This window comes from Agrobacterium rosae (assembly GCF_002915175.1).
In the GTDB taxonomy this organism is placed as follows: Bacteria; Pseudomonadota; Alphaproteobacteria; order Rhizobiales; family Rhizobiaceae; genus Agrobacterium; species Agrobacterium rosae.
The window spans coordinates 60,942-85,498 of the sequence record NZ_NXEJ01000013.1 but is presented as its reverse complement, the minus strand read 5'-3'; the positions used below and the strand labels follow the sequence as shown (position 1 = coordinate 85,498).

The following is a 24,557-nucleotide window of genomic DNA, read 5'->3' as shown; positions in this document are numbered from 1 at the left end:
CGCATTTTTGATTGCAAATGCGCTTGGTTGGGAGCTCCCAACAAGACAAGACAACTGCACCCTGGCCAATTAGCGATGGGCGTGCGTCGTCGTCTCAAATTACCCCGGCTTCTCCAGTGCCCCATGTCCAGGGGGCGAATCAACACCTGTCTGTTGGGAGCTCCCAACAGATCTGTGAGGAACGCAAAGCCTTTCATTAGACCCGCCCCCACGCCATCTTGATCAAAGCCTCGATCTCCGAATTCACCGCATCTAAAGATTCCATCGCCCGGTCGTATGTCGACCGCGTAAGGTTCTCTCGCCCTATCTCATAGAGCGTCTGCTTGGTTAAACCGGCATCAGATACCGCTGCCGACTTGACCATAGGATTTGTAAGGACGTGATCCTCGAACATGTTGCGCAGCAGTGCCGTCACTTTCGTCTGCGGCGCGTCCTGGGGCTCATAGCGCGTCAAGAGATAGCGTATGAAATCGTACTGGAGATTGCCCCCCGCCTCTTTCACGACACCCAGAAGGTCGCGTGTCATGAGGAGAAACTGGCTCATGGAAGCGATATCCAGCATCTGAGGATGTACGGTGATTACCATTGATGTTGCAGCACACAACCCGCTGAGAGTCAAAAACCCAAGCTGAGGAGGGCAGTCGATGACCACGACATCGTAATCGTCGGCGACCTCATCAAAGGCTTGGGCCACGCGAGTGAAGAACAATCCGTCGCGCGTACCTTTGTCAGTCAATGCTTTCGGGGTGGTATGCTCGAACTCCATAAGCTCGAGATTTCCAGGAACAAGGTGAAGACCATCAAAATACGTCGGTCGGATCACATCTCGCAACGGACGACGTGTGTCGTCGTACCGAATAGCCGCATAGAGCGTTTCGTTTGCACCGACATCAGTTTCTGGCAGAACGCCGAGGAGTGCTGAAAGACTAGCCTGCGGATCGAGATCGACTGCGAGAACCCTGTAACCTTGCAACGCCAGATACTGTGCAAGATGAGCGGACGTCGTCGTCTTCCCAGAGCCACCTTTGAAGTTGGTTACAGCAACGACTTGCAAATGCTCAGAACCTCGGCGATGAGGCACAAAATCAATGCTTTCACGTCCTCGAGTCGAGCCGGCAAGCATCTGCCGGATTTCGTTTATCTGACCGAGGGTGTAAAAGCGCCGTCCGTTGCTGGCGAGTTCAGGTTGCGGCCCTTCGCCAGCCAGTGTCATCTTTCGAAGAGTTGAGTCAGATATTTTCATCAAGCGTGCGGCTTCACCCGAGGTGAATTTGCGCAAGCTCTTGTGCGACGTCGGAGGAAACAAAGCCTCGCTCATCGCTTGAAGCTGAGAGCTGAGCTGCTCAGCATGCTCACCAATGGTAACATCTACCGACGGGCGATCATTTCGGGATATGGCAGCGGCTTTGCTCACGGTGTTATCTCTTGTCACGGTTAATTGGCGCGTATTGCCATTTATCCGTGACGATTACCTAATGCGGGTGAGGTTGCAAGACGTTTTTGGTTAATGAACGGTTACGCGCGTTTCAATCGAAATCACACTAAATCCCGATTCTTCAAATGCTATCTGTGAGTTAGACCGATTCCCTTCATCTGTGCGACGTGGCACCAAGTGCAGATCTGCACAACCTTGTCGGCGTCTGGCCGGCCTCACCCGCTCGCATTTCGCGCCTTGGAACACCGACTCGGTAGAATCACCTGAGGTGCAAATCTGCACGTAGGCAAACGCACCGTGAGATGATTTCTGTTCGCATGACCTGTTCATGCGGAGATTACGATGCGGATACTCACAGTTTCGCCGGACCAATACGAACGGTATCGAAGCTTCCTCAAACAGATGCACCGCCTTCGCGCGACGGTGTTCGGTGGCCGTCTCGAATGGGACGTCTCCATCATCGCTGGGGAAGAGCGCGACCAATACGATAATTTCAAGCCGAGCTACCTTCTGGCGATTACTGACAGTGGGCGGGTCGCCGGATGCGTCAGACTTCTTCCGGCTTGCGGGCCTACGATGCTGGAGCAGACTTTTTCGCAACTCCTCGAAATGGGCTCGCTCGCAGCGCATTCCGGAATGGTAGAGAGCTCTCGCTTCTGCGTCGACACCTCCCTCGTCTCACGGAGAGATGCGAGCCAGCTGCACCTGGCGACTCTTACCTTATTCGCCGGTATCATTGAATGGTCGATGGCCAGCGGCTACACGGAGATCGTCACGGCGACCGATCTTCGTTTCGAGCGCATCCTGAAGCGTGCTGGATGGCCGATGCGCCGGCTTGGTGAACCCACCGCGATCGGCAACACCATTGCCATTGCCGGAAGACTGCCAGCCGATCGTGCCAGCTTCGAGCAGGTTTGCCCTCCGGGCTACTATTCTATCCCCCGGATCGACGTGGCAGCGATCAGGAGTGCCGCGTGACCCAGCTGCGCTCTCACTCCCGTCTCGTCCGCAAACTCCAGGACGCACTCGGCGACCAGCTCTGCGTCGCGCTCGATGACGCAACGGTCGTCGAGATCATGCTCAACCCCGATGGCAAGCTCTTCATCGAGCGCCTGGGCCATGGCGTGGCCCCTGCAGGTTTGCTCAGCCCGGCCGCGGCAGAAGTGATCATTGGCAGCGTCGCGCACGCACTGCAATCAGAAGCCGACGACGAGCAACCGATCATCTCCGGCGAATTGCCGATCGGCGGCCATCGTTTCGAGGGCCTGCTGCCGCCAGTGGTTTCCGGACCGAGTTTCACTATCCGGCGGCGGGCCTCGCGCCTGATCCCGCTCGACGACTATGTGAAGCATAAGATCATGACGGCGGCGCAGGTATCGGTTCTGCGCAGCGCGATCGCTTCTCGCATGAACATTGTGATTTCTGGCGGCACCGGTTCGGGCAAGACGACGCTTGCCAACGCGGTCATTGCCGAAATCGTAGCGAATGCGCCGGACGATCGGATCGTCATTCTCGAAGACACGGCGGAGATCCAATGCGCCGCCGAGAACGCGGTCGCGCTCCACACGAGCGACACGATCGATATGGCCCGGCTTCTCAAGAGCACCATGCGTCTGCGGCCCGACCGGATCATCGTTGGTGAGGTGCGCGACGGGGCGGCCCTCACGCTACTCAAGGCCTGGAACACCGGGCATCCGGGCGGCGTCACCACCATCCACTCGAACACGGCGATGTCGGCGCTTCGCCGGCTCGAACAATTGACCGCGGAGGTGAGCCAGCAGCCCATGCAGGAAGTGATCGGCGAGGCGGTGGACCTGATCGTCTCGATAGAACGAACGGGGAAGGGGAGGCGGGTCCGTGAGGTCATCCATGTCGAGGGTTTCGCAAACGCCCGCTACCGAACCGAGCACTACGCGCAGATCGATGAGGATAGTCATGTCGCATAAGATCAGGATTGCCATCGCGCTTGCGGCATTCGCCGCCGTCTCTTTCATCGGTTTGGCGGATCCGGCCTTCGCCTCTTCAGGCGGCAGTCTGCCGTGGGAATCCCCGCTTCAGCAAATCCAGCAATCGATCACCGGGCCGGTTGCCGGCTTCATCGCACTCGCCGCAGTCGCGATCGCCGGCGGCATGCTGATCTTCGGGGGCGAGTTGAATGATTTCGCAAGGCGGCTTTGCTACGTCGCCCTCGTTGGCGGCGTTCTGCTCGGTGCGACACAGATCGTCGCCCTGTTCGGCGCAACTGGCGCTTCGATTGGCGAGATGGAGGCTCGAACCGGGCCTGGGATCATCGAACCGGTAATGCTTCGCGCGCAAGGGGAGGGGGCCCATGGCTGAGCCGGGTTCCAACCTTGCCCGTTCTCGGGTCCACCGGGCGCTGTCGCGCCCGAACCTGCTGATGGGCGCCGACCGCGAGCTGGTATTGCTCACCGGGCTTGCCGCCGTGATCCTGATCTTCGTCGTGCTGACGTGGTACGCCGCATTGTTCGGCGTCGCGATCTGGCTCGTTGCGGTCGCGGCCCTTCGCATGATGGCGAAATCCGACCCGCTGATGCGCCGCGTTTATCTGCGGCATGTCTCCTATCGGTCCCACTATCGGCCGACCTCGACGCCCTGGCGCAAGTTCTGAGGTCGCGGGCATGGTGGCACTGAAACAGTTCCGACACTCCGGCCCGTCCTTCGCCGACCTGGTTCCCTATGCTGGACTGGTCGACAACGGCGTGATCCTGCTGAAGGAAGGCTCGCTGATGGCTGGCTGGTATTTTGCCGGGCCGGACAGCGAAAGTTCGACCGACGCCGAGCGCAATGAGGTCAGCCGGCAGATCAATATGATCCTCTCCCGGCTGGGCTCGGGCTGGATGATACAGGTCGAAGCGTTGCGCGTCCCGACGATCGACTATCCGGCAGAGGACGCCTGCCATTTCCCCGATCCGGTGACGCGTGCGATTGACGCCGAGCGCAGGTCTCACTTTGAGAGGGAGAGCGGACATTTCGAGAGCCGGCACGCGCTGATCCTAACCTGGCGGCCGCCCGAGCCTCGGCGCTCCGGCCTGGCGCGCTACGTCTATTCCGACACTGCCAGCCGCTCGGCCACCTATGCCGACTCGGCGCTCGAGTCTTTCCGGACCTCGATCCGCGAGGTTGAGCAGTACCTTGCTAATGTCGTCTCCATCCGCCGCATGGTGACGAGCGAAACCGAAGAGCGCGGGGGTTTCCGGATGGCCCGCTACGACGAGCTGTTCCAGTTCATCCGCTTCTGCATCACCGGTGAGAACCATCCAGTCCGGCTCCCGGATATCCCGATGTATCTTGACTGGCTGGTCACGGCCGAGCTGCAGCACGGTCTGACCCCGACCCTCGAGAATCGCTTTCTCGGGGTCGTCGCCATTGACGGCTTAGCCGCGGAGAGCTGGCCGGGGATACTGAACAGCCTGGACCTGATGCCGCTCACCTATCGATGGTCGTCGCGCTTCGTCTTTCTCGATGAGCAGGAGGCACGCTCGAGGCTGGAGCGCACCCGCAAGAAATGGCAGCAGAAGGTGCGTCCGTTCTTCGATCAGCTTTTCCAGACACAGAGCCGTTCGGTAGATCAGGACGCCATGATGATGGTGGCCGAGACCGAGGATGCGATCGCCGAGGCGTCGTCACAACTCGTCGCCTATGGCTATTACACCCCGGTTATCGTTCTGTTTGATGAACAGCAACCGCGCCTTCAGGAAAAGTGCGAGGCGATCCGTCGCCTCATCCAGGCCGAAGGGTTCGGCGCCCGGATCGAGACGCTTAACGCGACCGATGCGTATCTGGGCAGTCTGCCGGGAGTTTCCTATGCCAATATCCGCGAGCCGCTCGTCAACACGCGCAATCTCGCGGACCTCATTCCGCTGAACTCGGTCTGGTCGGGAAGCCCCGTCGCGCCATGCCCATTCTACCCGCCGGGATCGCCGCCGCTCATGCAGGTCGCCAGCGGCTCGACGCCCTTCCGGCTCAACCTCCATGTGGATGACGTCGGACACACGCTGGTCTTCGGCCCGACCGGTTCGGGCAAATCGACTTTGCTGTCGCTGATCGCCGCACAGTTCCGACGCTATGCGGATGCGCAGATCTTTGCCTTCGACAAGGGGCGGTCGATGCTGCCGCTGACGCGCGCCATAGGCGGCGATCACTACGAAATCGGCGGGGACACAGCCGAAGGAGGGGAGGGGGCCTCGCCACAGCTCGCCTTCTGCCCGCTCGCCGAACTCGCCTCCGATAGCGATCGCGCCTGGGCGGCCGAGTGGATCGAGACGCTCGTTGCTCTGCAGGGCGTCACTGTCACACCCGACTATCGCAACGCCATTTCCAGGCAGTTGGGCCTGATGGCGGAATCGCGCGGCCGCTCGCTCTCGGACTTCGTCTCCGGTGTGCAGATGCGCGAGATCAAGGATGCGCTGCACCACTACACGGTCGATGGACCGATGGGCCAGTTGCTTGATGCCGAACAGGACGGACTGGCGCTCGGCGCTTTCCAGTGCTTCGAGGTCGAGGAGCTGATGAATATGGGTGAGCGCAATCTCGTTCCGGTCCTGCTCTATATGTTTCGGCGGGTCGAGAAGCGGCTGACGGGCGCGCCCAGCCTCATCATTCTCGACGAGGCCTGGCTGATGCTTGGTCATCCGACGTTCCGCGACAAAATCAGGGAATGGCTAAAGGTGCTGCGCAAGGCCAACTGCGCCGTGGTGCTCGCGACCCAGTCGATCTCCGACGCCGAGCGTTCCGGGATCATCGACGTGCTCAAGGAGTCCTGCCCGACCAAGATATGCCTGCCCAACGGCGCGGCCCGCGAGCCCGGGATGCGCGAGTTCTACGAGCGTATCGGCTTCAACGAGCGGCAGATCGAGATCGTCGCGACTGCCCTGCCGAAGCGCGAATACTACGTCGCCTCACCCGAAGGCCGCCGGCTGTTCGACATGTCGCTCGGTCCCGTGGCGCTCTCCTTCGTCGGTGCGTCCGGCAAGGAGGATTTGAAGCGTATCCGCGCCCTTCACTTCGAACACGGGGTCGACTGGCCCAAGCACTGGCTCCAGCAAAGGGGGATCGCCCATGCCGAAACACTTTTCCCGGCCGCTTGAAGCGGCGCGCGCCGTCATGATCGCGGCCATCATGATCCCGGTCGCTTTCCCGCTTGCCGCATATGCCGGCGGTGTGACCGGGCAAGCCACCGAATGGACGCAGCTCGCCAACAATGCGGAGCTCATTAGTCTCGTCGGCAAGTCCGCCGAGCAGGTGAACAATCAGATCACCCAGATCAGCCAGCTTGCCGAGCAGATCCAGAACCAGATCAACATCTACAAGAACCTGCTGCAGAACACCGCGCAGCTGCCAAACCATATCTGGGGCCAGGTCGAGAACGACCTCAACAAGCTCCAGAACATCGTCGCGCAGGGACAGGGCGTGGCATTTTCGATGGGCAACATCGACGACGTCCTGAAGCAGCGGTTTCAGAGCTTTGCGGACATGAAGAGTAACCTTCCGGACGGTCAAAGCTTCTCGTCGACCTACCAGAACTGGTCCGACACCAATCGCGACACCATCGCGGGCACACTGAAGGCGGCTAACCTCACGGCCGAGCAGTTTTCCAGCGAAGAATCCACCATGTCCTCGCTGCGCTCGATGTCGGAGAGCGCCGACGGCCAGATGAAGGCCCTGCAGGTGGGCCACCAGATCGCCACCCAGCAGGTGGCGCAGATGCAGAAGCTGCGCGGGCTGGTGTCACAGCAGACCACGATGATGGGAACTTGGTTCCAGTCGGAACAGGCACAGAAGGATCTTGCCCAGGCCCGGCGCGAGAAATTCTTCAACGCGCCAACCAATGACATCCGCGGCGGGCAGACTATGGAGCCCCGCTGGTGAGCCCGCGTATCATCATCGCCCTCGCAGTAGCCGGTGTCGTCGCCTTCGGAGCCGGCATGATCGTCTGGGTGGTGGTCCAACCGGATGCTGCGACTGAAACACCGGCCGGGACGTCGCGTTCTGGCGCAGCGCAGCGCGAGCACCGGGAGCGCTTCTTCGAGGGCGACCCGGATCGCGACGTGCGTGGCGGGCAGGAAATGAAGCCGCGATGGTAGTCATCCGCTCGTCCCGCAAGCTCGAAACCGCATTCATCGTCGTCGCGATCCTGGCTCTCGCGACAGCGCCGGCGCTCGCCCAACAGGGTTCCGTGCTCACCACGTTGGAGAACCAGGTCGTCACCGCCGCCAAGGGCTGGGAGACGACGATCATGAACGCGGCGCGCTCCCTGTTCTGGATCCTCGCCGGGATCGAGATCGGCATCGCCGCCGTGTGGCTGGCGATCAATGCGGCAAGCCTCGACGCCTGGTTCGCCGAGCTCGTGCGTCGGATCATGTTCATCGGTCTCTTCGCCTTCATCCTCGATCGCGGCCCTGCGCTCGCCAAGGCGGTGGTCGACAGCCTGTTCCAGATCGGCGCCGGCGGGGGCTCCGCTTCGCCGGCCAACATTTTCGATGCCGGTATCCGCGTGGCATCGAAAATGTCGGAGCAGGCGAAGTTCGGCTTGTGGGAGGACAATGCGCTGGCGATCGCCGCGGTCTTCGCGATGATAGTGGTCGTCGTCGCTTTCAGCCTCGTCGCCGCGATCTTTGTCGCCGTCATGGTCGAGATGTATGTGGGCCTCCTCGCCGGCATGATCATGCTCGGCCTCGGCGGCAGCTCCTATACCAAGGATTTCGCGGTCCGTTACCTTGTCTATGCCTTCTCGGTCGGCATGAAGCTGATGGCACTGGTGATGATCGCGAAGATCGGTTCCGACATTCTGATCGGGCTGGCTGAGGCGCCGACGGCGACCTCCGACCAGTTCATCACCACGCTCGGCATCGCCGGTATCTCCGTCGTGGTCTTCATTATCGCCATGTACGTGCCGCCGATCATCCAGGGCGTCGTCCAGGGTGCATCGGTCTCGGGCGGCATGGAGGCAATCCGCCACGGTGGTCAGACGGCCGCCTTCGCCGCCGGCGGCGCTTTCCTTGGCGCAGGCGCCGCGATGAAAGGGGCGCAATCGGCAAGTACGGCGAGGGCTGAGGGCTCATCGATGGCCGGGGCGGCGCTCCGTGGCATGGCGTCCGGCATCGGCAACGCCGGATGGGCGGCGGGCTCGGCAGCAAAGGAGAAGGCGATTGCCTCGCCCGGTGCCTATGCCGGCTCGCTGCTCGGTCTCGCCAACGCCAAGCTCGACCAGACGCGGCAATCCGGCAGGCCCTCAGCGCCTCCTCCGCCTCCACCCGTCAACGAAAACAAATAAGAGGCTGACCGCTCATGGCCGGACGTACCCCGCCCGACAATCCCTATATTGCTGCGAGAACCGAATGGAACGAGCGCTATGGCTCCTATGTGAGGGCGGCCGCGGCGTGGCGTGTCGTCGGCATCACCGCCATGCTCATGGCCGTGATCGGCTTTGCTTATGCGCTCTACCAGAGCACGCAGGTCAAGCTCATTCCCTACATCGTCGAGGTCGATAAGCTCGGCACGGCCTCGAGCGTCGGCTTCCCGCAGCAGATCGAATATGCTGACCCGCGCGTGGTTCGCGCCACGCTCGGCGGCTTTGTCTCGAACTTCCGATCGGTGACGCCGGATGCGGTCGTGCAGAAGCAGTATATCGATCGCACCTATGCGTTGCTTCGGACCTCGGATCCCGCCACCGAAAAGGTCAACGCCTGGTTCCGCTCCTCCTCGCCGTTCGAGAAGGCGAAGAACGCGACCGTCGCCGTCGAGGTCAACAACATCGTCGCGCTGTCGAACCAGAGCTACCAGATCGACTGGACGGAGTTCGAGCGCGATCGCCGCGGCAAGGAGACCGCAACACGCCGGTTCCGCAGCATCGCCACGGTAACACTCACGCCGCCGCAGGACGAGGGCGTCATCCGACTGAACCCGATCGGTCTCTATCTCCGGGATCTCGACTGGACCGCGCAGCTTTGAAAGGCATGGCCCCCAACATGAACATTCAACTCAGACGTTTTTCGGCCACGCTGACTGCTGCCACGATCGTCGCTGCTATCGTGCCGTTGTCGGCTTCACTTTCCTCCCGCGCGCTCGCGGCCGATGGCGTCACGGCCAACGAAGCGAAGGGGATGGGGATCTCCGGCCAGTGGCGCGGAAGTCGCGGCCTTGTGACGAAAGGACCGGACGGAAAGGTGATCTTCCTCTATGGCGAGGTTCAGCCCTCCGTGGTCTGCTCGCCCTTGCAGGTCTGCGATATAGAGCTTCAGGGCGGCGAGGTCGTCCGCGACGTGCTCGTCGGCGACACGGTTCGCTGGAAGGTCGAGCCGGCAACGTCGGGGGCGGCCGGAGGGCAGGCAATCCACCTGATCGTCAAGCCGTCGGAGCCGAACCTCGTCACCTCGATGGTGGTGACGACGTCGCGCCGCACTTATCACATCCAGCTCAAGTCGCATCAGACGCAATATATGGCCCGCGTCGGCTTCGAATATCCGGAAGACGTCTCGACCAGGCTCGCCGACATCAATGCTCGAATGGAGGCGAGCACCATTCCCGGCGCCGGTGTCTCGGCCGAGCAGCTCAATTTTTCCTATTCCGTCTCAGGTAGCGCCGGCTGGCGGCCGACGCGCGTCTATTCGGACGGGGAGAAGACCTACGTCCAGTTCCCGCGCTCGATCTCCGGCCAGGACGTGCCGGTCCTGTTCGTCGTCTCGGGTGGGCAGAACCGCATCGTCAATTACCGGATGAAGGGCGATATGATGGTGGTTGACTATCACGTCGACCGTGCGGTCCTCGTCTCCGGCGTCGGCTGGAAACAGGAGAAGGTGACGATCCGGCGGGGAGGGCGGTGATGCGAAGCTTCCTCACCCACCTACAGCCCTTGCACGCCCTCCCCAGCTTTGCCGCCGGCTGCACCCTCGCGCTCTTCCTTTCCGGATGCCAGTCGCTCGGAACGGACGGGCTGACTACCAGCAACGCGCCCGCCGAAATCTCGGGACCGGCGGCGAGCGCCATCGCCGGTGACATGGTGAGCAGGCTCGCCGAGCAGATCGGCCCCGGAACCGCGACCGTCTCGCTGAAGCAGGACAGCTCGCCCTTCGGGCAAGCGCTGGAAGCTGCACTGAAAGGATGGGGTTATGCCGTCGTGACTGACCAGAAGATCGATGGCGCGACCCGCACTGTGCCGCTCGCCTATGTCGTCATTCCATTCGAGGGCCAGGTTCTCGCGCGCCTGTCGACCAATAGCGTCGAGCTCGGCCGCGCCTACACCGTCACCACGACGGGTGCCCAGCCGGCGAGCGCGCTCTCGGTCATGAAACGCGGTTAGGGGAGGGCGCTCATGGTTCAATCGCTCAAGCTCGGCGGCGCCAAGAACGAGAACACAGGCGCCGGCATGCGTCGGATCAACCGTCTGCCGATCATCGTCGTGGTCGTGCTCGTCGTCGCCTTCCTCGCGGTCATCTTCTACGGCCTGACCTCGCGCGGGCTATATTTCCGCGACACCGGACCGGAGACAAGCTCCGGTGATCCGGCCTCGACCTTCGCCGACCAGTTCAAGCGCGGTGTCTCAGACGGCATCATCGGCGAGCCGCAGCAGGTGACGACGCTACAGCCGACCCCCGTCGAAACGCAGGAAGAGAAGCGCTCGGTCAATCCGTTCACAGCGCAGCCCCGTCACAGGGAAGAGGCACGGCCCGCCGAGGTGCTGGAATCCGAACAGGTCTGGCGCGCGCGCCTGGCACGCGAGCAGGAAGAGCAATATCTCCGCGAGCGGCAACGCCAGAGAATGGCCCGGCTGCAGGCCAATGACGCCGCGTATGACTCGCCGATCGCCGTCGATCGCGGCAAGTTCGACAGGCGGGCAGCGGAAACGGCCGACACGTCTGGCGCGACGACGAACGGAGTTTCCACTTCGGCGACACCTGGCGCGTCCGACTTGTACGCTGCAGCTCTTCGCTCGGGCCTCGCTGGGCAGAACAGTGATCCGAACGGCCAAAAATCCAAGGAGGATTTCTTCAATGCCGACCTCAAGGAGCTCGGCTACCTGCCCAACCGAGTTGTCCCCCAACAGTCGCTTTACGAACTCAAGCGTGGCTCTGTTATCCCCGCGACATTGATTACCGGGATTAATTCCGACCTTCCCGGCCGGATCACCGCTCAGGTGAGCCAGAACGTCTACGATTCAGCGACGGGACATCGGCTTCTGATCCCGCAGGGAACGAAGCTGTTCGGCCGTTACGACAGCAAGGTATCGTTCGGCCAGAGCCGCGTGCTCGTCGTGTGGTCCGACATCATTTTCCCGAACGGCTCGACGCTGCAGATCGGCGGCATGGCGGGAACGGACGCTGAAGGTTATGGCGGGTTTAAGGACAAGGTGGATAATCACTACCTCAAAACATTCGGTTCGGCCGTGCTGATTGCCCTCATCGGAACCGGGATCGACATGGCCGTGCCGCAGAGTTCGACACTGGCGACCCAGGACACCGCCTCGGATGCCGCAAGGCGGAATTTCGCGGAGACTTTCGGGCGTGTTGCTGACCGGACAATCCAGCGCAACATGGACGTGCAGCCAACGCTGGAAATCCGGCCCGGCTTCAAGTTCAATGTGCTAGTTGACCAGGACATCATCTTTCCCGGCACCTATAGTGGCTGACGGAGGCCTCCAAGCGGTATCACGGAGTAGACGCAACTGAGATAGCTTCCTCCACTCGCGAGGAAAAGCAAACTCTTCCCGCCCACTTCGAAAGCTATTGCATCAACAATTTGAAAATGTTCTCATATAGCTGTGCAATATCGGTTCCGACTTCAGCCTCGTCAGAACTTTCAAGGTTGAGAAGCGGAAGGATAGCGAGTTGCAGATCGGCGGGCGCCAGCCTTCGAAATTTCGCCAAAACACCATCATAGTCGAGACCATTTCCTGCTCCGTCCGATAAACTGTTCAGTCCAACTGACGCGGTCAGTTCCCGCCCCTTACGTGTATTGATCAGAACTTGTCTTTCGTCGGAGCGCATATAGTGGAAGCCACGCTCCACGAGCTGCGGCTTTTTTGCAGCCCAAAGAGGACCGGGCTCAACCCCCGCAATAAGCAACTCAAACATCGCAGGCAGGCTGAATGCGACATCGGCCGTCCCGATAAGATTTCTGTCGCAGAATTTCTCGATATCGGGGGTCGCAAAAATGACGATATCAAGCACATCGTCCTCTGCATCGACCTGGGCAAGAAGCGTGGAAAAAGTTTTGAGATATTCCTGAGTGTGCCAGCACGCAGGGTAATGCTTGAAACCCGTGCGTAGGACCGCAGGCGGCTTGCCAAGCAAATCTTCATTGAAGACCCAGCGGTCAGAACCCGCCATTCTCCAGAAACCCTTATCACCCTCAAGCGGCTGGGTAATGCCCGTCTGGCCCTCGAGTGCAAGGTTCACAGCCAACACCGCCCCGGCTGCGATCCAGCCAATATTATTCTTCATTCCAGGCACGGGCCGCTCGTACCATTTCGCCGTGTAGGGGACAATGGAGTGCGCGGCAGAGACCCCAATTATACGCTCGATCATTTCGTCATCGAGATTGAGCGCTACAGAGATCCCCAGCGCCGCAGCGATGGTATCAAGATTACCGACTGAGCGAATCTTGGCTGCGTGTTCCGGTGATGGTTTGGTCGCTTCACAGAGTATGCCATGTGTTTCATAGCCTGCGGCAATACCTCTCAATATCCGGTCGAGCGTGAAATTGCTTTCGCTGGCAACCGCCAATATCGCGCCGATAACGGGACCGCCGGGATGACCATACAAAGTATCGTCATAATCCATCGCGATCACCGCCTGTCCGTAGAGATAAGCTCGAAGAAATGGTGAGGATCGAATTTCGGCACCAGTAGAAAACAGAGTACGTTTAAAACCTGCTGTCGACTGCTTGAAATGCGTGAGAGACAACCCGCCAGAAAAACAGCCAAGACTGTCGACGAGACAAAGTTTGGTTCGTTGCAAAACGTTCGGCTGCCAAGGCCCGTCTCGGAATTGGTGAAGATGCGCGATCAGCCGCGGTGCGGACTTGCCGTCTTGTGCCATTAGCATGCCCGTTTCCTGAATGTGTTGCAGAGAGAAAACAGCGGCAGATGAAAAACCTGCCGCCGCAAAAGCGAACCAAGGAATGCCGGTTATCCAGCCAGTGGCTGAATAGCTTTCGGTTCAATTCGCAGTTTGACCATGCTGCCGACATCAACGCCCTGCAGACGGCGAACCGGGATTTGCGCTTTAATGGTGCAATCCTGGGAGACGTCTACCCATACATCGACATGGGCTCCCAGATTGACCATTTTGTCCACCCGGCCTGGTAAGAGATTCTCACTCGTCTCTTCCGGCGCAGCCAACTGCACATTTTCCGGCCGGATACAGCACAGCTCTATCCTGCCGGTTGGAGTTGAGGGCGTTTCGTCTGCCACCAGCGTCGGGCCGCCTTTGAGAGTCAGCCTGAGCTCACCACCCATCTTCTCGACGCTTGTGACAGCCAACAGATTTGATTTGCCGATAAAGTCCGCCACAAAGGCGGAGACCGGATTTTGATATATATCCGTTGGTCGGCCCTCCTGCGCAATCAGACCACCTGACATGACGACGACCCGGTCTGACATCGCCATGGCTTCTTCCTGATCGTGCGTAACATACACAAACGTCATTCCGAGCTGCTGCTGGATTTCTTTCAACTCGATGCGCATGGCTTCACGAAGCTTCAGATCAAGATTTGATAGGGGCTCGTCAAGCAGCAATACAGAGGGTTGTGGCGCGATAGCGCGTGCCAGAGCCGTTCTCTGCTGCTGACCACCCGAAAGCTCTTTGGGGTAACGTGTCTCATAGCCTTCGAGATGGACACTCTTGAGTGCACGGCGAACCCCCTCTTCGATTTCCGATTTGGATTTTCGCTTCATCTTGAGCCCAAAGGCTACATTTTCCGCGACAGTCATATGCGGGAAGAGCGCATAGTTTTGGAAGACCAGCCCAATGTTGCGCTTTTCGGGTGGAACACCGACTTGATCCTTTCCGCGGATGCGGATTTCCCCCGAACTCGGCTCAAGGAAGCCCGCAACCATGTTCAGAGTAGTGGTCTTTCCACAGCCAGATGGCCCGAGAATGCTGACGAACTCGCCTTTTGGGATGACGAGATTGATCCGATCGACGACCAGATGATTGCCATAGGTTTTCGAAACATCCACCAGTTGGATATCTGCATTGTCGATCGAACTCATTTGCTGCCTCCGTGGATTTGTGCCGAGAACCCACCAATCCGCTCGAACAGAAAGATCACTGCGAGAAGGAAGAGAAGGGAAGCGACATTGACTGCGGCCAAAACGGGATCAAGGCCATATTGGAAGTATTCGATCACCTTGATGGGCAGCGGCACTTCACCCGGACGAGCGAGAAAAAGGGACAAGGGCACATCATTGAACGAGAGGACGAAGGCAAAAGTCATGCCCGAAAAAATGCCCGGTTTGATCAGCGGCAACAGCACGTAGAAAATGCGCTGAAACTTATTCGCACCCAAAATTTGAGCAGCCCGGTCGAGGTTCTTGTCAAAATTATAGATCGATGTGACGATCATCCTTACGGCAAAGGGCATCGTCAAAATCACATGGGCGAGGACCAACCCGGGAAAGCCCAGATATCGATACAAACCAGCAGAGGAGAAAAACAAGACGATTGCCACGCCTTTGACGATCTGAGGCACCGCAAGGGGCGACAACAAAAACGACATGATGGCGGTATGACCCGGCACCCTGCGATATGCTACTGCGTAGGCGCCAAGCGACGCCAACGTTCCGGTGATCACCGCTACAAGCGCGGCTACTTTTACACTGAGGATGAAAGGATCAATCCATCTTGGCGTCCACAGTTTCCGGAACCAATCGAAAGTCCAGGTCCAGAACTCGAAAGTGACCTTGCTCGTCGGGCTGAACGAGGCGGCCACTACCACTACAAGTGGCAGTGCGATGAAGAGAACAATCAGCGAGAAAAACAGCCAATAGAGGCCAGGTAAAACGAATCTGCTCATCACCTCACCTCACATGCAATCTGCTGACAATGCGATTTTCGGCACGTGCACTGATAAAGGCGATGCACAGCACAATTGCCAGCAGAACAATTGCCATCGCAGCAGCAGCGGGCCAATCCACCACAACCATCACCTCGTGGTAAATCATCGTAGCAAGCACCCTGAACTTCATTCCACCCAAGAGCGCCGGCGTCGCATAAGCGCTCGCGGACAGGGTGAAGGCGATCAAGAAAGAGCTTATGATGCCGGGCAAGGAGAGAGGGAGAACAACATAACGCAAAACGGACAACCGGGATGCACCCAGAATTTGCGCGGCCTTTTCCAGATTACGATCAACGCCCTGTAAGCTGGTCAAAAGCGACAGGATACCAAAGGGCAGGAGCACATGGGTCAAACCAACAACCGCTCCGAACATATTGTTCATCAGAGGAAGAGGGCTCTGAATTAGACCCATCCAAATCAACGTATTGTTGATAAAGCCGTTCTTCTCGAGAATTACCAACCAGCCGTAAGTACGTAGCACCACGCCCGCAAGTTCCGGAGCGATGGCAATGCCAAATACAACGGCTCTCCAACGAGATGTCGAGCGCGCCAGGTAGTAGGCAATAGGATAGGCCATTGTGGTTACACAGAGTGCCACAATCCCCGATAAAACAAGCGTACGTCGCAATCCGTCCAGAGCCAGATCGTCAGTGAAAAAATCGTGATACTGTTGCAGACCAAAGGTGCCCGTAACTGTTGACTGCAGACTTAGTCCGATCATCATGCCGACAGGCAGCGCAAAGAAAAGAAGCAGAATTGTAACCGGCGGGATCAGCGGCAAGTAGCCGCCAAGGTGAAGGGATCTGCGGCCCTTTGTTGCCGCAGAAATTGAATGGGTTGTTACCATGGTGGAACCACCTTACCTTGCAGCGGGAACGACTTCACGTTCCCAACGATCGCCCCACTGTGGTATACGGGTCGCCATCACTGCCATATTCGGTAGTATCAGCTTCTGGATGTCTTCTCGGGTGGTGATCTGGTTCTTGCGGAATTCCGCCGGCAGCTCAACATCAGCGCGCGCCGTACCAACCTGATACGCTTGCGCCCAGTTTTCCTGGCCGGTCTTGCTGAGCCAGTAGTTGATGAATTTGTACGCTGCCTCCTTGTGCTCCGCATTGGCAGGTACATTGAGGGTGGCCACGAGCGGGACGGTGCCTTCCTTCGGTATAATAAAATCAACAGGCACGCCTTCAGCCTTCATCAGCGCAGAACGGCCGCTGTAAAAAGGCATAGCCCAGGCTTCTCCCTGGCGAATATACGGATCCATCAACGCCGATGTCTCGCCGAAAGCCAGAGCACGCGGCGCCAACTCGACCATTTTCTTGAAACCGGGATCGACATCGTTGGGGTCATTACCAGCGGCCGCAGAGAATACCTGCAGCATTTGAGCTGCCATTGCATTGCTGAAAACCGGCAAGACAATCTTGCCCTCAAGCTTGGAGTCCGCCAGCACGTTCCAGGACGTGGGGGCCGGATTGAGCTTGTCGGTGCGATACAATAGAGCGACATACTGCAGCTCGTGCACCGCCCCGCACTTCCCGGCAAGTTCGCGTACGCCGGGGTCGATAGACGCAAGATTTGGCACTTTCTCCGGTGTGATCCGCTCCAGTAGCCCGTCCTTGCACCCATCAAGGGACTGAGCCGCCGTCATCACGTTAACGTCCCAGCCTGGATAACCTCGGGAGGCCTTGATTTTAGCATAGTCTTGCGAGGCAGATCCCACCGGATCATACAGAACTTTAAGGCCGGTCTCAGCCATAAACGGCTTGATAATTGCCTCCTGGATGAGTTCTTCATACGGACCACCCTGACCATTCACGATCAGATCCTGCGACAGCGCAGCGGTACTGCCCAGCCCCATCATGAGCCCGACCAAACAAGTCGTGTATTTTGCAATTTTCATTTGAACACATTCCCCTTTTTTTGTTGCTCAAGCAGATTAGTACGCGCGTGAAAGTCGGTCTAAGTTGAAAAAGCACTGATTGAGTGGAAATATCGCATAATACGATAGTCGTTGAAGCGGCGCTATCCGCCTATGGTGGCATCCGAGACATCGCCAGATCACGGGCCGCTCCAGTTCAATCACGAAGACGCGAGAACCTTCACGATGGGAAATGATAAGATTGCCAACGGTTTTTCAGTTGATCGCAACCACCCACTCGATCTGTGGAGTGTAAAGGGATTTGTCGCCGTAGCCGAAGAATTGCATTTCGGGCGGGCGGCAGTGCGGTTGAGGCTGACCCAGTCAACCCTCAGCCAACGCATCAGGCGCCTTGAATCAGAAGTGGGCGTACCGCTTTTCCTTCGCTCCACGAGGAACGTAGAACTCACCGAAGCCGGTAAAACTTTCTTGCCTCTCGCTCGCGACATTCTGATCAAACTAGACGAAGCAACACTGCTTTCACGAATAGCAGCAGGCGGAGTGTCGCCCGGCGACGAACAGCTCAACATTGCAACGATCGGTCCGGCAGCTTACCGCTTGCTGCCTCTCATATTGAGACGATTTTGTGCAGGCCGCCCAAAAACAGGCCTTGACGTAAAGATCTGCGATTCAACGGAACTCGTCAGACTGTTGGAACATGGTGATTACCACGTCGGGTTGATGCGCGCCCCCTCTAACGTCAATTTCTTGCGCTTCAAGCCACTGATATCCGAGCGGTTTTTGGCTGTCATTCCAAAACAATCGGATCTCGCCAACGCTACGAGCTTACATCTTGAGGATTTTGTTGGGCATCGGTGTTTTACACTGAAGCGATTTGAAATTTCGGGCTTCGAAGAAGTACATCAAATGGTTCTGCATGCAGGAGTAGAGATTGACAACAGGATATCTGCCTCCACAACGTCTGCGGCACTGGCGCTGGCGTCAGCGGGGGTCGGCGTCACATTTCTTCCATCGTGGGTGAGAAACATCTCGGATGGGAATGTGGTGCTCCGGCAGGTTGAGGATTTAACGACCGAGTTGATCCTTGGAGTAGTCTGGCGTGCGGACAGTCCGGCTCCGGGCATTGCTCCGTTTATCGAATACGCCGAACTTGTCTGCCGGCCACTCGATGCCTTGGTATAAATTGCGATTCGACTGCCAAAAGAGAGCTTATTTTGGCGTAGACATTCTGATGGCCAAGATATCCTTGATTGAGAGACTCAATACTCGTTAAACATGCGTTGTATTTCTTTTAGATCTTTGGTCTTGCTCAAGGCCAACATCAGCAAGATGCGGGCTTTGTGCGGGCTCAACGTATCAGATTTAAGAAAACTTTCCTCATCCCAGCGCGGTATCGACTTGAAGACTGGCCCGGAACCAGCGCGAGAACTTCTGACAACAACCAAGCCTGCCTTTCTCGCGTCATTGAGGCCAGCTTCTGCGCGGGTTGCAATGGCTGCATTTCCTGACCCCGCGTAAATCAGACCCTCTACCCCCGCTGCAACCGCAGCATCTACAAAGAGACGATCGTCGCCAGCATGACCATAGATAATCTTGACGTAAGGCAGGCTCGTAAAATCAGACAGGCTGAACTCTGACCGGCCGGTGTGCCTCCTGGTGGTCTGTCGATAAAAGGTCGGTTGTCCGTCAACTACGTAACCCAAGCATCCCATATCAGGCGATCGGAATGTCGCAACGTTCATCGTACTCGATTTCGTAACGTCTCTGGCACCGTTGATTTCATTATTCATGACGACGAGAACACCTCTAGCTGAAGCGTTCTTGTCTGCAGCGACCTGAACAGCATTAAGGAGGTTCAACGGACCATCTGCGCTCAAAGCCGTCGCCGGCCGCATGGAGCCCACAAGCACGACAGGCTTTTCAGATTTTATAACCAGATTCAAAAAGAACGCCGTTTCCTCCAGCGTTCCAGTTCCGTGGGTAATTACAACACCATCTAGCTCTGTTTTGCCAAGCAATTCGTTGACGCGCCGGGCTAATTCGATCCAGTCCGCAGTGGTGATCTCATTGCTCCCAATCTGCAGAAACTGTTCACCATGGATGTCGGCGATTTGCCCGATTTCAGGAACCGAGGCTATCAAGTTTTCTACCATCACAGATCCTGTCTTGTAGCCAGTCATCTGCGTCCGCGTGGCACCGCTACCCGCTATTGTGCCCCCGGTGGCAACGACAACAATGCGAGGCAGCCTATCGTCGTTCTTCATTTTGATCATCTTGGTTTTGCATACTTAAGTTTATCACAGCCCAATACTCACGTCGCCTTGAGGGGTAATCGATACCCACACGCAACCCCTCGCATACAGTCACCAGAAACTCCGGTCAGAGCCGGAGTTTCGTAGCTTAAATTTCTGCATATTCCGGTACGTTGCCGTTGTCTTAGTCCTATGGCAATGCCGAGTTGGCCCGAAAGACATAGAGATCGCCGATCCAGAGCATTAACCGTGGAAGCCGGATCGTCTCGGATCTTCCCCCTCGGCTGCAATTGAGGCGACCCCCTTGAGGTAGACTCACGGACGCGCCGACTTGGAAGATGAACCACCAAGAGCAGATACTTCGGCTTCAATCGCCTCTTCGAGAGCCGGTAGCGTGACTTCCTTACCGATCGCCAACATTTTCCGTTGCACACGATCGACAATCGGCCACCGCAATCTCATGTCCAGCTTCATTGCCTTCGTGGCAAGCTCACGGCGGACCTTATACGGCCAAACCCGGTCGTGATCGTCACGGTTTTTGCCGTAGGTGATGTCAGGCACCTCTGTCTGCATGAGTTCGCGCCGATTAGCCTCAGTGGCATTCCTGTCCAGCGAGCCATCAGGCTTGAAAACAGCGCCGTATACGGCTTCCGCTCGTTCAGGACTCACCATCTCCGTTCGCACATCGGCCTCGAGAAGGTCGAGATTACGCTTCAGCGGATTGCCGAAGCCGCCCCCCGAAGGGCTGGTAATCTGAAGAACCTCACCCTTGCCCAGCTGCAGAACCGTGATTTTTCCGTCCGACCGTTCTGTTTCCTTCCCAGGATTAACCTTCGTGAAGCCAAGCCGCCCGGCCTCGCCACCGAACACCCCCCAAGGCTGAAAATGAAAGCGATTTAGATTCCGGCAACTGATCGATCCAGCCTCACCTCGATTTTCCAGTTCGATGACCTGAGACGCGCCCCCATTCCACTGACCGGCTGCGCGGCTATCGGGAAGCGAGCGATAGGCCCGCACCACCAACATGGTTTCCGCCTCGGTAATCTCCACCGGTACATTGAGCAAGGCGGCATTACGCGGTTCGAGCGCATCAACGCCGTCAGCGCCATTGCGACCGCCACTTCCTCCCGGGATTGGATTGACGACGGTAACACGGTTGGCACCCGTGCGTGGATCCGGGCCGGAGAATACGATGATGCCCGATCCAGACCCCGACGAAGCCAAACCTCCGTCGAGCGCTTGATTGAGGCATCCGATCACCGAGTCGTAGACTCGGCAGCCCGACGCGGCGCGCGAGCCACCTGATGCCGGATGGACCGCGTTGATGAGGCTTCCAAGGGGTGCATTTCCCCTTATCGAGCGGATCAGACCAGCGTTCCAGGGCGTCAGCGGCTCATGCGTCAGGACGAATGAGATCAGAGCCTGCACGATGTACGGATGGGTCTTGGAACCGGTGACAATGTTATGAGCGGCCGGCACCTGCGGATCTGTTCCCGTGTAATCGACCTCGATATTGCCGTCCTTGACGATGAGCTTGACGCTTACATGAACGAGGTTTCCTTCTCCCGCCATTTCAAGATAGTCGCTGAATGTGTATTCGCCGTTCGGAATAGTCGCGAGGACTGACCTTGCTTTCTCTTCCGAGTAGGCAATCACATCCTGCATGCCAGCCTTGACTTCCTCGACGCCATATCTGTCGCACAGACCGGTCAGCCTGCGGTCAATGCTCTTCATTGCCGAGACCATCGCCTCCAGATCACCCGCAATCTCCTTTGGTGTCCGACTGTTGTCCATGTAGAGGCCCATGACGTCTTCATTCAGCTTGTCGTCGATAAAGAGCCGCATCGGACGCACACGAAGGCCTTCCTGGAAAACCTCCGTGAAGGCAGGCGAAATACTACCGGGAACCGCCCCACCGATATCGGTTGCGTGAATGAAGGCCCAGCCAAAGGCAATCAGTTCGCCTTTGTAGAAGATGGGCCGGATCATCGTGAGGTCCATCAGATGGGTCAACAAACCTTCCGTGGCGAACGGATCGTTGGTGATGAAAATATCACCGGGCTTGAAGTTCTCCTTTCCGATCTTGTTGATCGTTGCAGCCATTGGAACGCCGATGAACTGCTTAACACCCGACTGATCCGGAAACGCGAACATGTCGCCATCGGCCGTGGCAACCGCGCATTGATAGTCCTGCACGATCTTGACGAAGGTTGTGCGGGCCGTGCGGTAAACACAAGCAGAAGCTTCTTCGACAATTGCCTTGAAGCGATTGTTCATAACCATAGTACGAATAGCGCGCATGTTTTCAGTCCTTGGAAATGATGATGTTGTCATACGCATCGATGCGCGCAGAATAGTCGGGCGGTACCACGACCGTCGCGGTAACCTGCTGGATGACAGCCGGCCCGATGATGAGACTGTCGCGACCCAGAGCGTCACGCTCATAGACTTTTGTCGCCGGATACACGGTGCCATTAAATCGCATGTCCCGGGTAGCAATATGAGCCGTGCCAGTTGCTTCCCTCGTGGATATCGACATTTGCGGAACGGCCAGGCGTCCGTTAATTCGGACACGCAGGGCAACAAACTCAATGGCACCCGTAGGATTGGCGTAGCTGAAAGTCCGCAGATGCTCGGTATGGAATGCCTCCATCATGGCGAGAAAGTCTGCATTCAGGACCGCCTGTTCAGGCAGTTCAACGTCAATCTGGAATGACTGACCAGCATAACGCATTTCGGCCCAGTGCTCGATCGAAACGCTCGCTAGCTTCTCCGACTCAATCTGCCGAGAGAGCCAGTCTTTCGCCTGCGTGGCCAGGTCAGCGAATGTCGAAGTCACGTCCTGCGCACTCAGAACGCGCCCTTGGACGCTGGCCAAGACATCTTCGCTGAGTTCCGACACCAACCCCCCGAGCGCGCAGAAGACAGCGGGAGATGCAGGCACAAGAATGCGATTAATGCCGATTTCGCTAGCAACGAGCGGCCCGTGGATCGCGCCGCCGCCGCCATAAACAAGCAGTGTCAGGTCTTCGGCATCAACGCCTTTACGGGCTAGGTATGGCAGGACCCCAGCAACCATGTTTGATGTTGCGATGGTAACCGCCATGTCGGCGACAGCTTCGACAGCGATGCCTAGATGCTCGGCAACAGGCGTGAGCGCACGGACCGAAGCATCCCGGTCGAGCTTCATGGCGCCGCCCAAAAGCGCTTCCGGCAAATAGCCCGACAGAAGATAGGCGTCGGTAAGTGCCGGCTCGGCGCCACCGCGTCTGAAGCATGCGGGGCCTGGATAGGAACCGGCACTGCGGGGGCCAACGCGCAACGCGGAGCCGTCCATGGCAATAATCGAACCACCTCCCGCACCGATTGCTTCGATCTCAGAAACCGGGAGAATCACGGGGAAATTGCCGACTTCTGCCGAATTCGATGTCTGGCCTCGACCTTCACGAATGAGCGAAATGTCGGTACTCGTTCCACCCATATCCAAGGTCAGAAGGTTATCTTCCTTGATCGAGCGGCCGAGAAATTCGGCAGCAGTCACGCCTGATGCCGGTCCGGATAACAATGTGTGGATCGGAAAGGCGCGAGCTTCTGCTGCGGACATCGCACCACCATTCGAGCGGGTGATGAACAGGTGAGAGCCCGGCAGCCGCTTTGCCACATAGCTTTCGACAGCGCCCAGATATTCGTCCATGCGCTGCTTTACAAAAGCGTTCAAAACAGCGGCGATGGTGCGCTCGTATTCCCCCATCCGCGGCCAAATCTCGCTGGACAGGCTGACACGGGTATCTTCCCCAAGTGCCTCACGGATTGCGTCACGCGCGAGAATTTCATGCTCGGGGTTGGTGTAGCTGTGGAGAAATGCCACGGCAAAACCGGTTGCCCCTGCGGCCGCGGCCTTTTTGGCGAGTTCCGAAACCTCTTCCTTGTCGAGCGGCTTGTCGAGTTCGCCTTCGCGCAGCAAGCGCTCATCAACTTCGATGACGAAATTTCTTTCAATCAACGGCACAGTCCGGCGCTCGAACAAGTTGAGCGCATTGGGAACTCTGATGCGCTGCAATTCGAGAATGTCGCGGTAGCCCTTGGTCACGAACAGCGCAATTTTCGGACCTGCGCGTTCGATCACCGCGTTTGTGCTGACCGTGGTTCCGTGCATCACCAGAGCGATTTCGTCTTCTTTCGGTTCGAGCAATTCGAGAATCCGCTCAAATCCAGCCCGAAACCCCTCTTCAAAATTGGGGGGTGTGGAAGGGACTTTGAATGAGACAACTTCGCTTCCGGCCTCGTCGCGCCAACCGCAAAAATCGGTGAATGTGCCACCAATATCTACACCAATACGAAGATACCTGGATGAGCGCGTCGATTCTGAGGACCGTAGCGGAGCGCTGGTTGGTACTTCAGGAGTTGTTTCTATAAGCATCTGGCTTCCCTACAAAGTGAACGCATCCGCCATTGCTGCAAACGGGCCAACTTCAGCGATGGCCTCGTCTATCTGACGGGGAGTTGGCCGAAAGTTCGACACTTACATCCGAAGGTAAAGGTGAGAATCGCCGACATTTAGTGATTTCTATAATCAATCTGGCTGGAAGCCGACTGATACGAAGGAGCGGCTATGGCTCCCAAAGGGATGCAAGATGGTTATGGTCTCAGTGACTTAGCGTGCGAACCATTTCAGCTTCGGAATATTTTGTAAGGGAAAAAGCGTCGTATCAAGAGCATCCGTTTTGATCAAGAAACTCGACCCAACAGATCGATAATCCATTTCCTGACCAATTTGGCACATCGTCGTGCATGCTTGGAATGATCCGCGGCAGATGTTTGTGTCCGTCGTTCTTCGGAAGACCTGAACGCCTGTGCAAAGGACCTCCACTAATCGCGATCACCACTCGTGGACACGTTCCGCGACACTCGT

At 57.8% G+C, this 24,557-nt stretch carries 22 protein-coding genes; 13 read left to right on the top strand and 9 right to left on the bottom strand.

From position 1 onward, the window contains the following. Nucleotides 1-196: 196 nt before the first annotated feature. The gene (repA, locus tag CPJ18_RS24820; RefSeq protein WP_010891622.1) at nt 197-1,414 is read right to left on the bottom strand and encodes a plasmid partitioning protein RepA; all 1,218 of its coding nucleotides are present in this window, start codon (nt 1,412-1,414) and stop codon (nt 197-199) included. 363 nt (nt 1,415-1,777) lie between these two features. Between repA and traI the strand changes: the two genes are divergently transcribed. The 12 genes from traI to trbI are packed head-to-tail and all read left to right on the top strand — an operon-like array spanning nt 1,778 to nt 12,080. After that, nucleotides 1,778-2,413, top strand: coding sequence for an acyl-homoserine-lactone synthase (traI, locus tag CPJ18_RS24815; RefSeq protein WP_010974838.1), 636 nt, complete (start codon nt 1,778-1,780; stop codon nt 2,411-2,413). After that, on the top strand, nt 2,410-3,381 hold the full coding sequence (gene trbB / locus CPJ18_RS24810) for a P-type conjugative transfer ATPase TrbB (RefSeq protein WP_010891624.1): 972 nt from the start codon (nt 2,410-2,412) through the stop codon (nt 3,379-3,381). Before traI ends, trbB begins: the two co-directional genes overlap by 4 nt. Beyond that, nucleotides 3,371-3,772 (top strand): conjugal transfer pilin TrbC, encoded by a 402-nt coding sequence (gene trbC, locus CPJ18_RS24805; protein WP_065698691.1) that lies wholly within the window; start codon nt 3,371-3,373, stop codon nt 3,770-3,772. Before trbB ends, trbC begins: the two co-directional genes overlap by 11 nt. Continuing rightward, complete coding sequence (locus CPJ18_RS24800) at nt 3,765-4,064, top strand: conjugal transfer protein TrbD (RefSeq protein ID WP_010891626.1); 300 nt, start codon at nt 3,765-3,767, stop codon at nt 4,062-4,064. Before trbC ends, CPJ18_RS24800 begins: the two co-directional genes overlap by 8 nt. A gap of 10 nt (nt 4,065-4,074) precedes the next feature. Continuing rightward, nucleotides 4,075-6,543: a conjugal transfer protein TrbE gene (locus CPJ18_RS24795; protein WP_099086241.1), complete on the top strand. Its 2,469-nt coding sequence runs from the start codon at nt 4,075-4,077 to the stop codon at nt 6,541-6,543. Further along, nucleotides 6,515-7,324 (top strand): P-type conjugative transfer protein TrbJ, encoded by an 810-nt coding sequence (trbJ, locus tag CPJ18_RS24790; RefSeq protein WP_065698689.1) that lies wholly within the window; start codon nt 6,515-6,517, stop codon nt 7,322-7,324. Before CPJ18_RS24795 ends, trbJ begins: the two co-directional genes overlap by 29 nt. After that, a complete protein-coding gene (trbK, locus tag CPJ18_RS24785) occupies nt 7,321-7,539 on the top strand; it encodes an entry exclusion protein TrbK (protein WP_065698688.1) in 219 nt (72 codons plus the stop codon). The genes trbJ and trbK overlap by 4 nt, the downstream gene beginning before the upstream one ends. Continuing rightward, nucleotides 7,533-8,729, top strand: a complete 1,197-nt coding sequence (gene trbL, locus CPJ18_RS24780) for a P-type conjugative transfer protein TrbL (RefSeq protein ID WP_065698687.1) — start codon at nt 7,533-7,535, stop codon at nt 8,727-8,729. Before trbK ends, trbL begins: the two co-directional genes overlap by 7 nt. A 14-nt stretch (nt 8,730-8,743) precedes the next feature. Next, nucleotides 8,744-9,406 carry a conjugal transfer protein TrbF gene (locus CPJ18_RS24775; protein WP_065698686.1) on the top strand — a complete coding sequence of 221 codons (663 nt, stop codon included), beginning with the start codon at nt 8,744-8,746 and terminating at the stop codon, nt 9,404-9,406. Between the two features lie 17 nt (nt 9,407-9,423). Then, nucleotides 9,424-10,278: a P-type conjugative transfer protein TrbG gene (trbG, locus tag CPJ18_RS24770; protein ID WP_065698725.1), complete on the top strand. Its 855-nt coding sequence runs from the start codon at nt 9,424-9,426 to the stop codon at nt 10,276-10,278. Then, entirely contained in the window at nt 10,278-10,754 is a 477-nt protein-coding gene (trbH, locus tag CPJ18_RS24765) for a conjugal transfer protein TrbH (RefSeq protein WP_065698685.1), read from the top strand. The genes trbG and trbH overlap by 1 nt, the downstream gene beginning before the upstream one ends. Nucleotides 10,755-10,766: 12 nt before the next feature. Beyond that, on the top strand, nt 10,767-12,080 hold the full coding sequence (trbI, locus tag CPJ18_RS24760) for an IncP-type conjugal transfer protein TrbI (RefSeq protein WP_065698684.1): 1,314 nt from the start codon (nt 10,767-10,769) through the stop codon (nt 12,078-12,080). Nucleotides 12,081-12,174: 94 nt separating this feature from the next. On the opposite strand, the gene CPJ18_RS24755 is transcribed toward trbI, so the two are convergent. The 5 genes from CPJ18_RS24755 to CPJ18_RS24735 form a co-directional block, all read right to left on the bottom strand. Beyond that, nucleotides 12,175-13,491 carry an MmgE/PrpD family protein gene (locus CPJ18_RS24755; protein ID WP_065698683.1) on the bottom strand — a complete coding sequence of 439 codons (1,317 nt, stop codon included), beginning with the start codon at nt 13,489-13,491 and terminating at the stop codon, nt 12,175-12,177. Nucleotides 13,492-13,580: 89 nt separating this feature from the next. Continuing rightward, nucleotides 13,581-14,666 carry an ABC transporter ATP-binding protein gene (locus CPJ18_RS24750; protein WP_065698682.1) on the bottom strand — a complete coding sequence of 362 codons (1,086 nt, stop codon included), beginning with the start codon at nt 14,664-14,666 and terminating at the stop codon, nt 13,581-13,583. Continuing rightward, entirely contained in the window at nt 14,663-15,469 is an 807-nt protein-coding gene (locus CPJ18_RS24745) for an ABC transporter permease (RefSeq protein ID WP_065698681.1), read from the bottom strand. Before CPJ18_RS24745 ends, CPJ18_RS24750 begins: the two co-directional genes overlap by 4 nt. A gap of 4 nt (nt 15,470-15,473) precedes the next feature. Next, a complete protein-coding gene (locus CPJ18_RS24740) occupies nt 15,474-16,358 on the bottom strand; it encodes an ABC transporter permease (RefSeq protein ID WP_065698680.1) in 885 nt (294 codons plus the stop codon). Nucleotides 16,359-16,370: 12 nt separating this feature from the next. After that, entirely contained in the window at nt 16,371-17,414 is a 1,044-nt protein-coding gene (locus CPJ18_RS24735; protein WP_065698679.1) for an ABC transporter substrate-binding protein, read from the bottom strand. Nucleotides 17,415-17,618: 204 nt separating this feature from the next. Here CPJ18_RS24735 and CPJ18_RS24730 point away from each other — a divergent pair, with 204 nt between their 5' ends. Then, entirely contained in the window at nt 17,619-18,575 is a 957-nt protein-coding gene (locus tag CPJ18_RS24730; RefSeq protein ID WP_065698724.1) for a LysR family transcriptional regulator, read from the top strand. 77 nt (nt 18,576-18,652) lie between these two features. Here CPJ18_RS24730 and CPJ18_RS24725 read toward each other — a convergent pair whose 3' ends face one another. From CPJ18_RS24725 to CPJ18_RS24715, 3 genes are all read right to left on the bottom strand, one after another. Then, nucleotides 18,653-19,657: an asparaginase gene (locus CPJ18_RS24725; RefSeq protein ID WP_233109034.1), complete on the bottom strand. Its 1,005-nt coding sequence runs from the start codon at nt 19,655-19,657 to the stop codon at nt 18,653-18,655. Nucleotides 19,658-19,960: 303 nt separating this feature from the next. Next, nucleotides 19,961-21,946 (bottom strand): hydantoinase B/oxoprolinase family protein, encoded by a 1,986-nt coding sequence (locus CPJ18_RS24720; protein ID WP_065698677.1) that lies wholly within the window; start codon nt 21,944-21,946, stop codon nt 19,961-19,963. Between the two features lie 4 nt (nt 21,947-21,950). After that, nucleotides 21,951-23,981 carry a hydantoinase/oxoprolinase family protein gene (locus CPJ18_RS24715; RefSeq protein ID WP_065698723.1) on the bottom strand — a complete coding sequence of 677 codons (2,031 nt, stop codon included), beginning with the start codon at nt 23,979-23,981 and terminating at the stop codon, nt 21,951-21,953. Between the last annotated feature and the right edge of the window lie 576 nt (nt 23,982-24,557).

Excerpts from the sequence above, each read along its gene's own strand:
- traI (WP_010974838.1), top strand. The coding sequence starts at position 1,778 with ATGCGGATACTCACAGTTTCGCCGGACCAATACGAACGGTATCGAAGC.
- trbC (WP_065698691.1), top strand. The coding sequence starts at position 3,371 with ATGTCGCATAAGATCAGGATTGCCATCGCGCTTGCGGCATTCGCCGCC.
- CPJ18_RS24800 (WP_010891626.1), top strand. The coding sequence starts at position 3,765 with ATGGCTGAGCCGGGTTCCAACCTTGCCCGTTCTCGGGTCCACCGGGCG.
- CPJ18_RS24795 (WP_099086241.1), top strand. The coding sequence starts at position 4,075 with ATGGTGGCACTGAAACAGTTCCGACACTCCGGCCCGTCCTTCGCCGAC.
- trbJ (WP_065698689.1), top strand. The coding sequence starts at position 6,515 with ATGCCGAAACACTTTTCCCGGCCGCTTGAAGCGGCGCGCGCCGTCATG.
- trbL (WP_065698687.1), top strand. The coding sequence starts at position 7,533 with ATGGTAGTCATCCGCTCGTCCCGCAAGCTCGAAACCGCATTCATCGTC.
- CPJ18_RS24775 (WP_065698686.1), top strand. The coding sequence starts at position 8,744 with ATGGCCGGACGTACCCCGCCCGACAATCCCTATATTGCTGCGAGAACC.
- trbG (WP_065698725.1), top strand. The coding sequence starts at position 9,424 with ATGAACATTCAACTCAGACGTTTTTCGGCCACGCTGACTGCTGCCACG.
- trbH (WP_065698685.1), top strand. The coding sequence starts at position 10,278 with ATGCGAAGCTTCCTCACCCACCTACAGCCCTTGCACGCCCTCCCCAGC.
- trbI (WP_065698684.1), top strand. The coding sequence starts at position 10,767 with ATGGTTCAATCGCTCAAGCTCGGCGGCGCCAAGAACGAGAACACAGGC.
- CPJ18_RS24755 (WP_065698683.1), bottom strand. The coding sequence starts at position 13,491 with ATGGCACAAGACGGCAAGTCCGCACCGCGGCTGATCGCGCATCTTCAC.
- CPJ18_RS24750 (WP_065698682.1), bottom strand. The coding sequence starts at position 14,666 with ATGAGTTCGATCGACAATGCAGATATCCAACTGGTGGATGTTTCGAAA.
- CPJ18_RS24745 (WP_065698681.1), bottom strand. The coding sequence starts at position 15,469 with ATGAGCAGATTCGTTTTACCTGGCCTCTATTGGCTGTTTTTCTCGCTG.
- CPJ18_RS24740 (WP_065698680.1), bottom strand. The coding sequence starts at position 16,358 with ATGGTAACAACCCATTCAATTTCTGCGGCAACAAAGGGCCGCAGATCC.
- CPJ18_RS24735 (WP_065698679.1), bottom strand. The coding sequence starts at position 17,414 with ATGAAAATTGCAAAATACACGACTTGTTTGGTCGGGCTCATGATGGGG.
- CPJ18_RS24730 (WP_065698724.1), top strand. The coding sequence starts at position 17,619 with ATGGGAAATGATAAGATTGCCAACGGTTTTTCAGTTGATCGCAACCAC.
- CPJ18_RS24725 (WP_233109034.1), bottom strand. The coding sequence starts at position 19,657 with ATGAAGAACGACGATAGGCTGCCTCGCATTGTTGTCGTTGCCACCGGG.
- CPJ18_RS24720 (WP_065698677.1), bottom strand. The coding sequence starts at position 21,946 with ATGCGCGCTATTCGTACTATGGTTATGAACAATCGCTTCAAGGCAATT.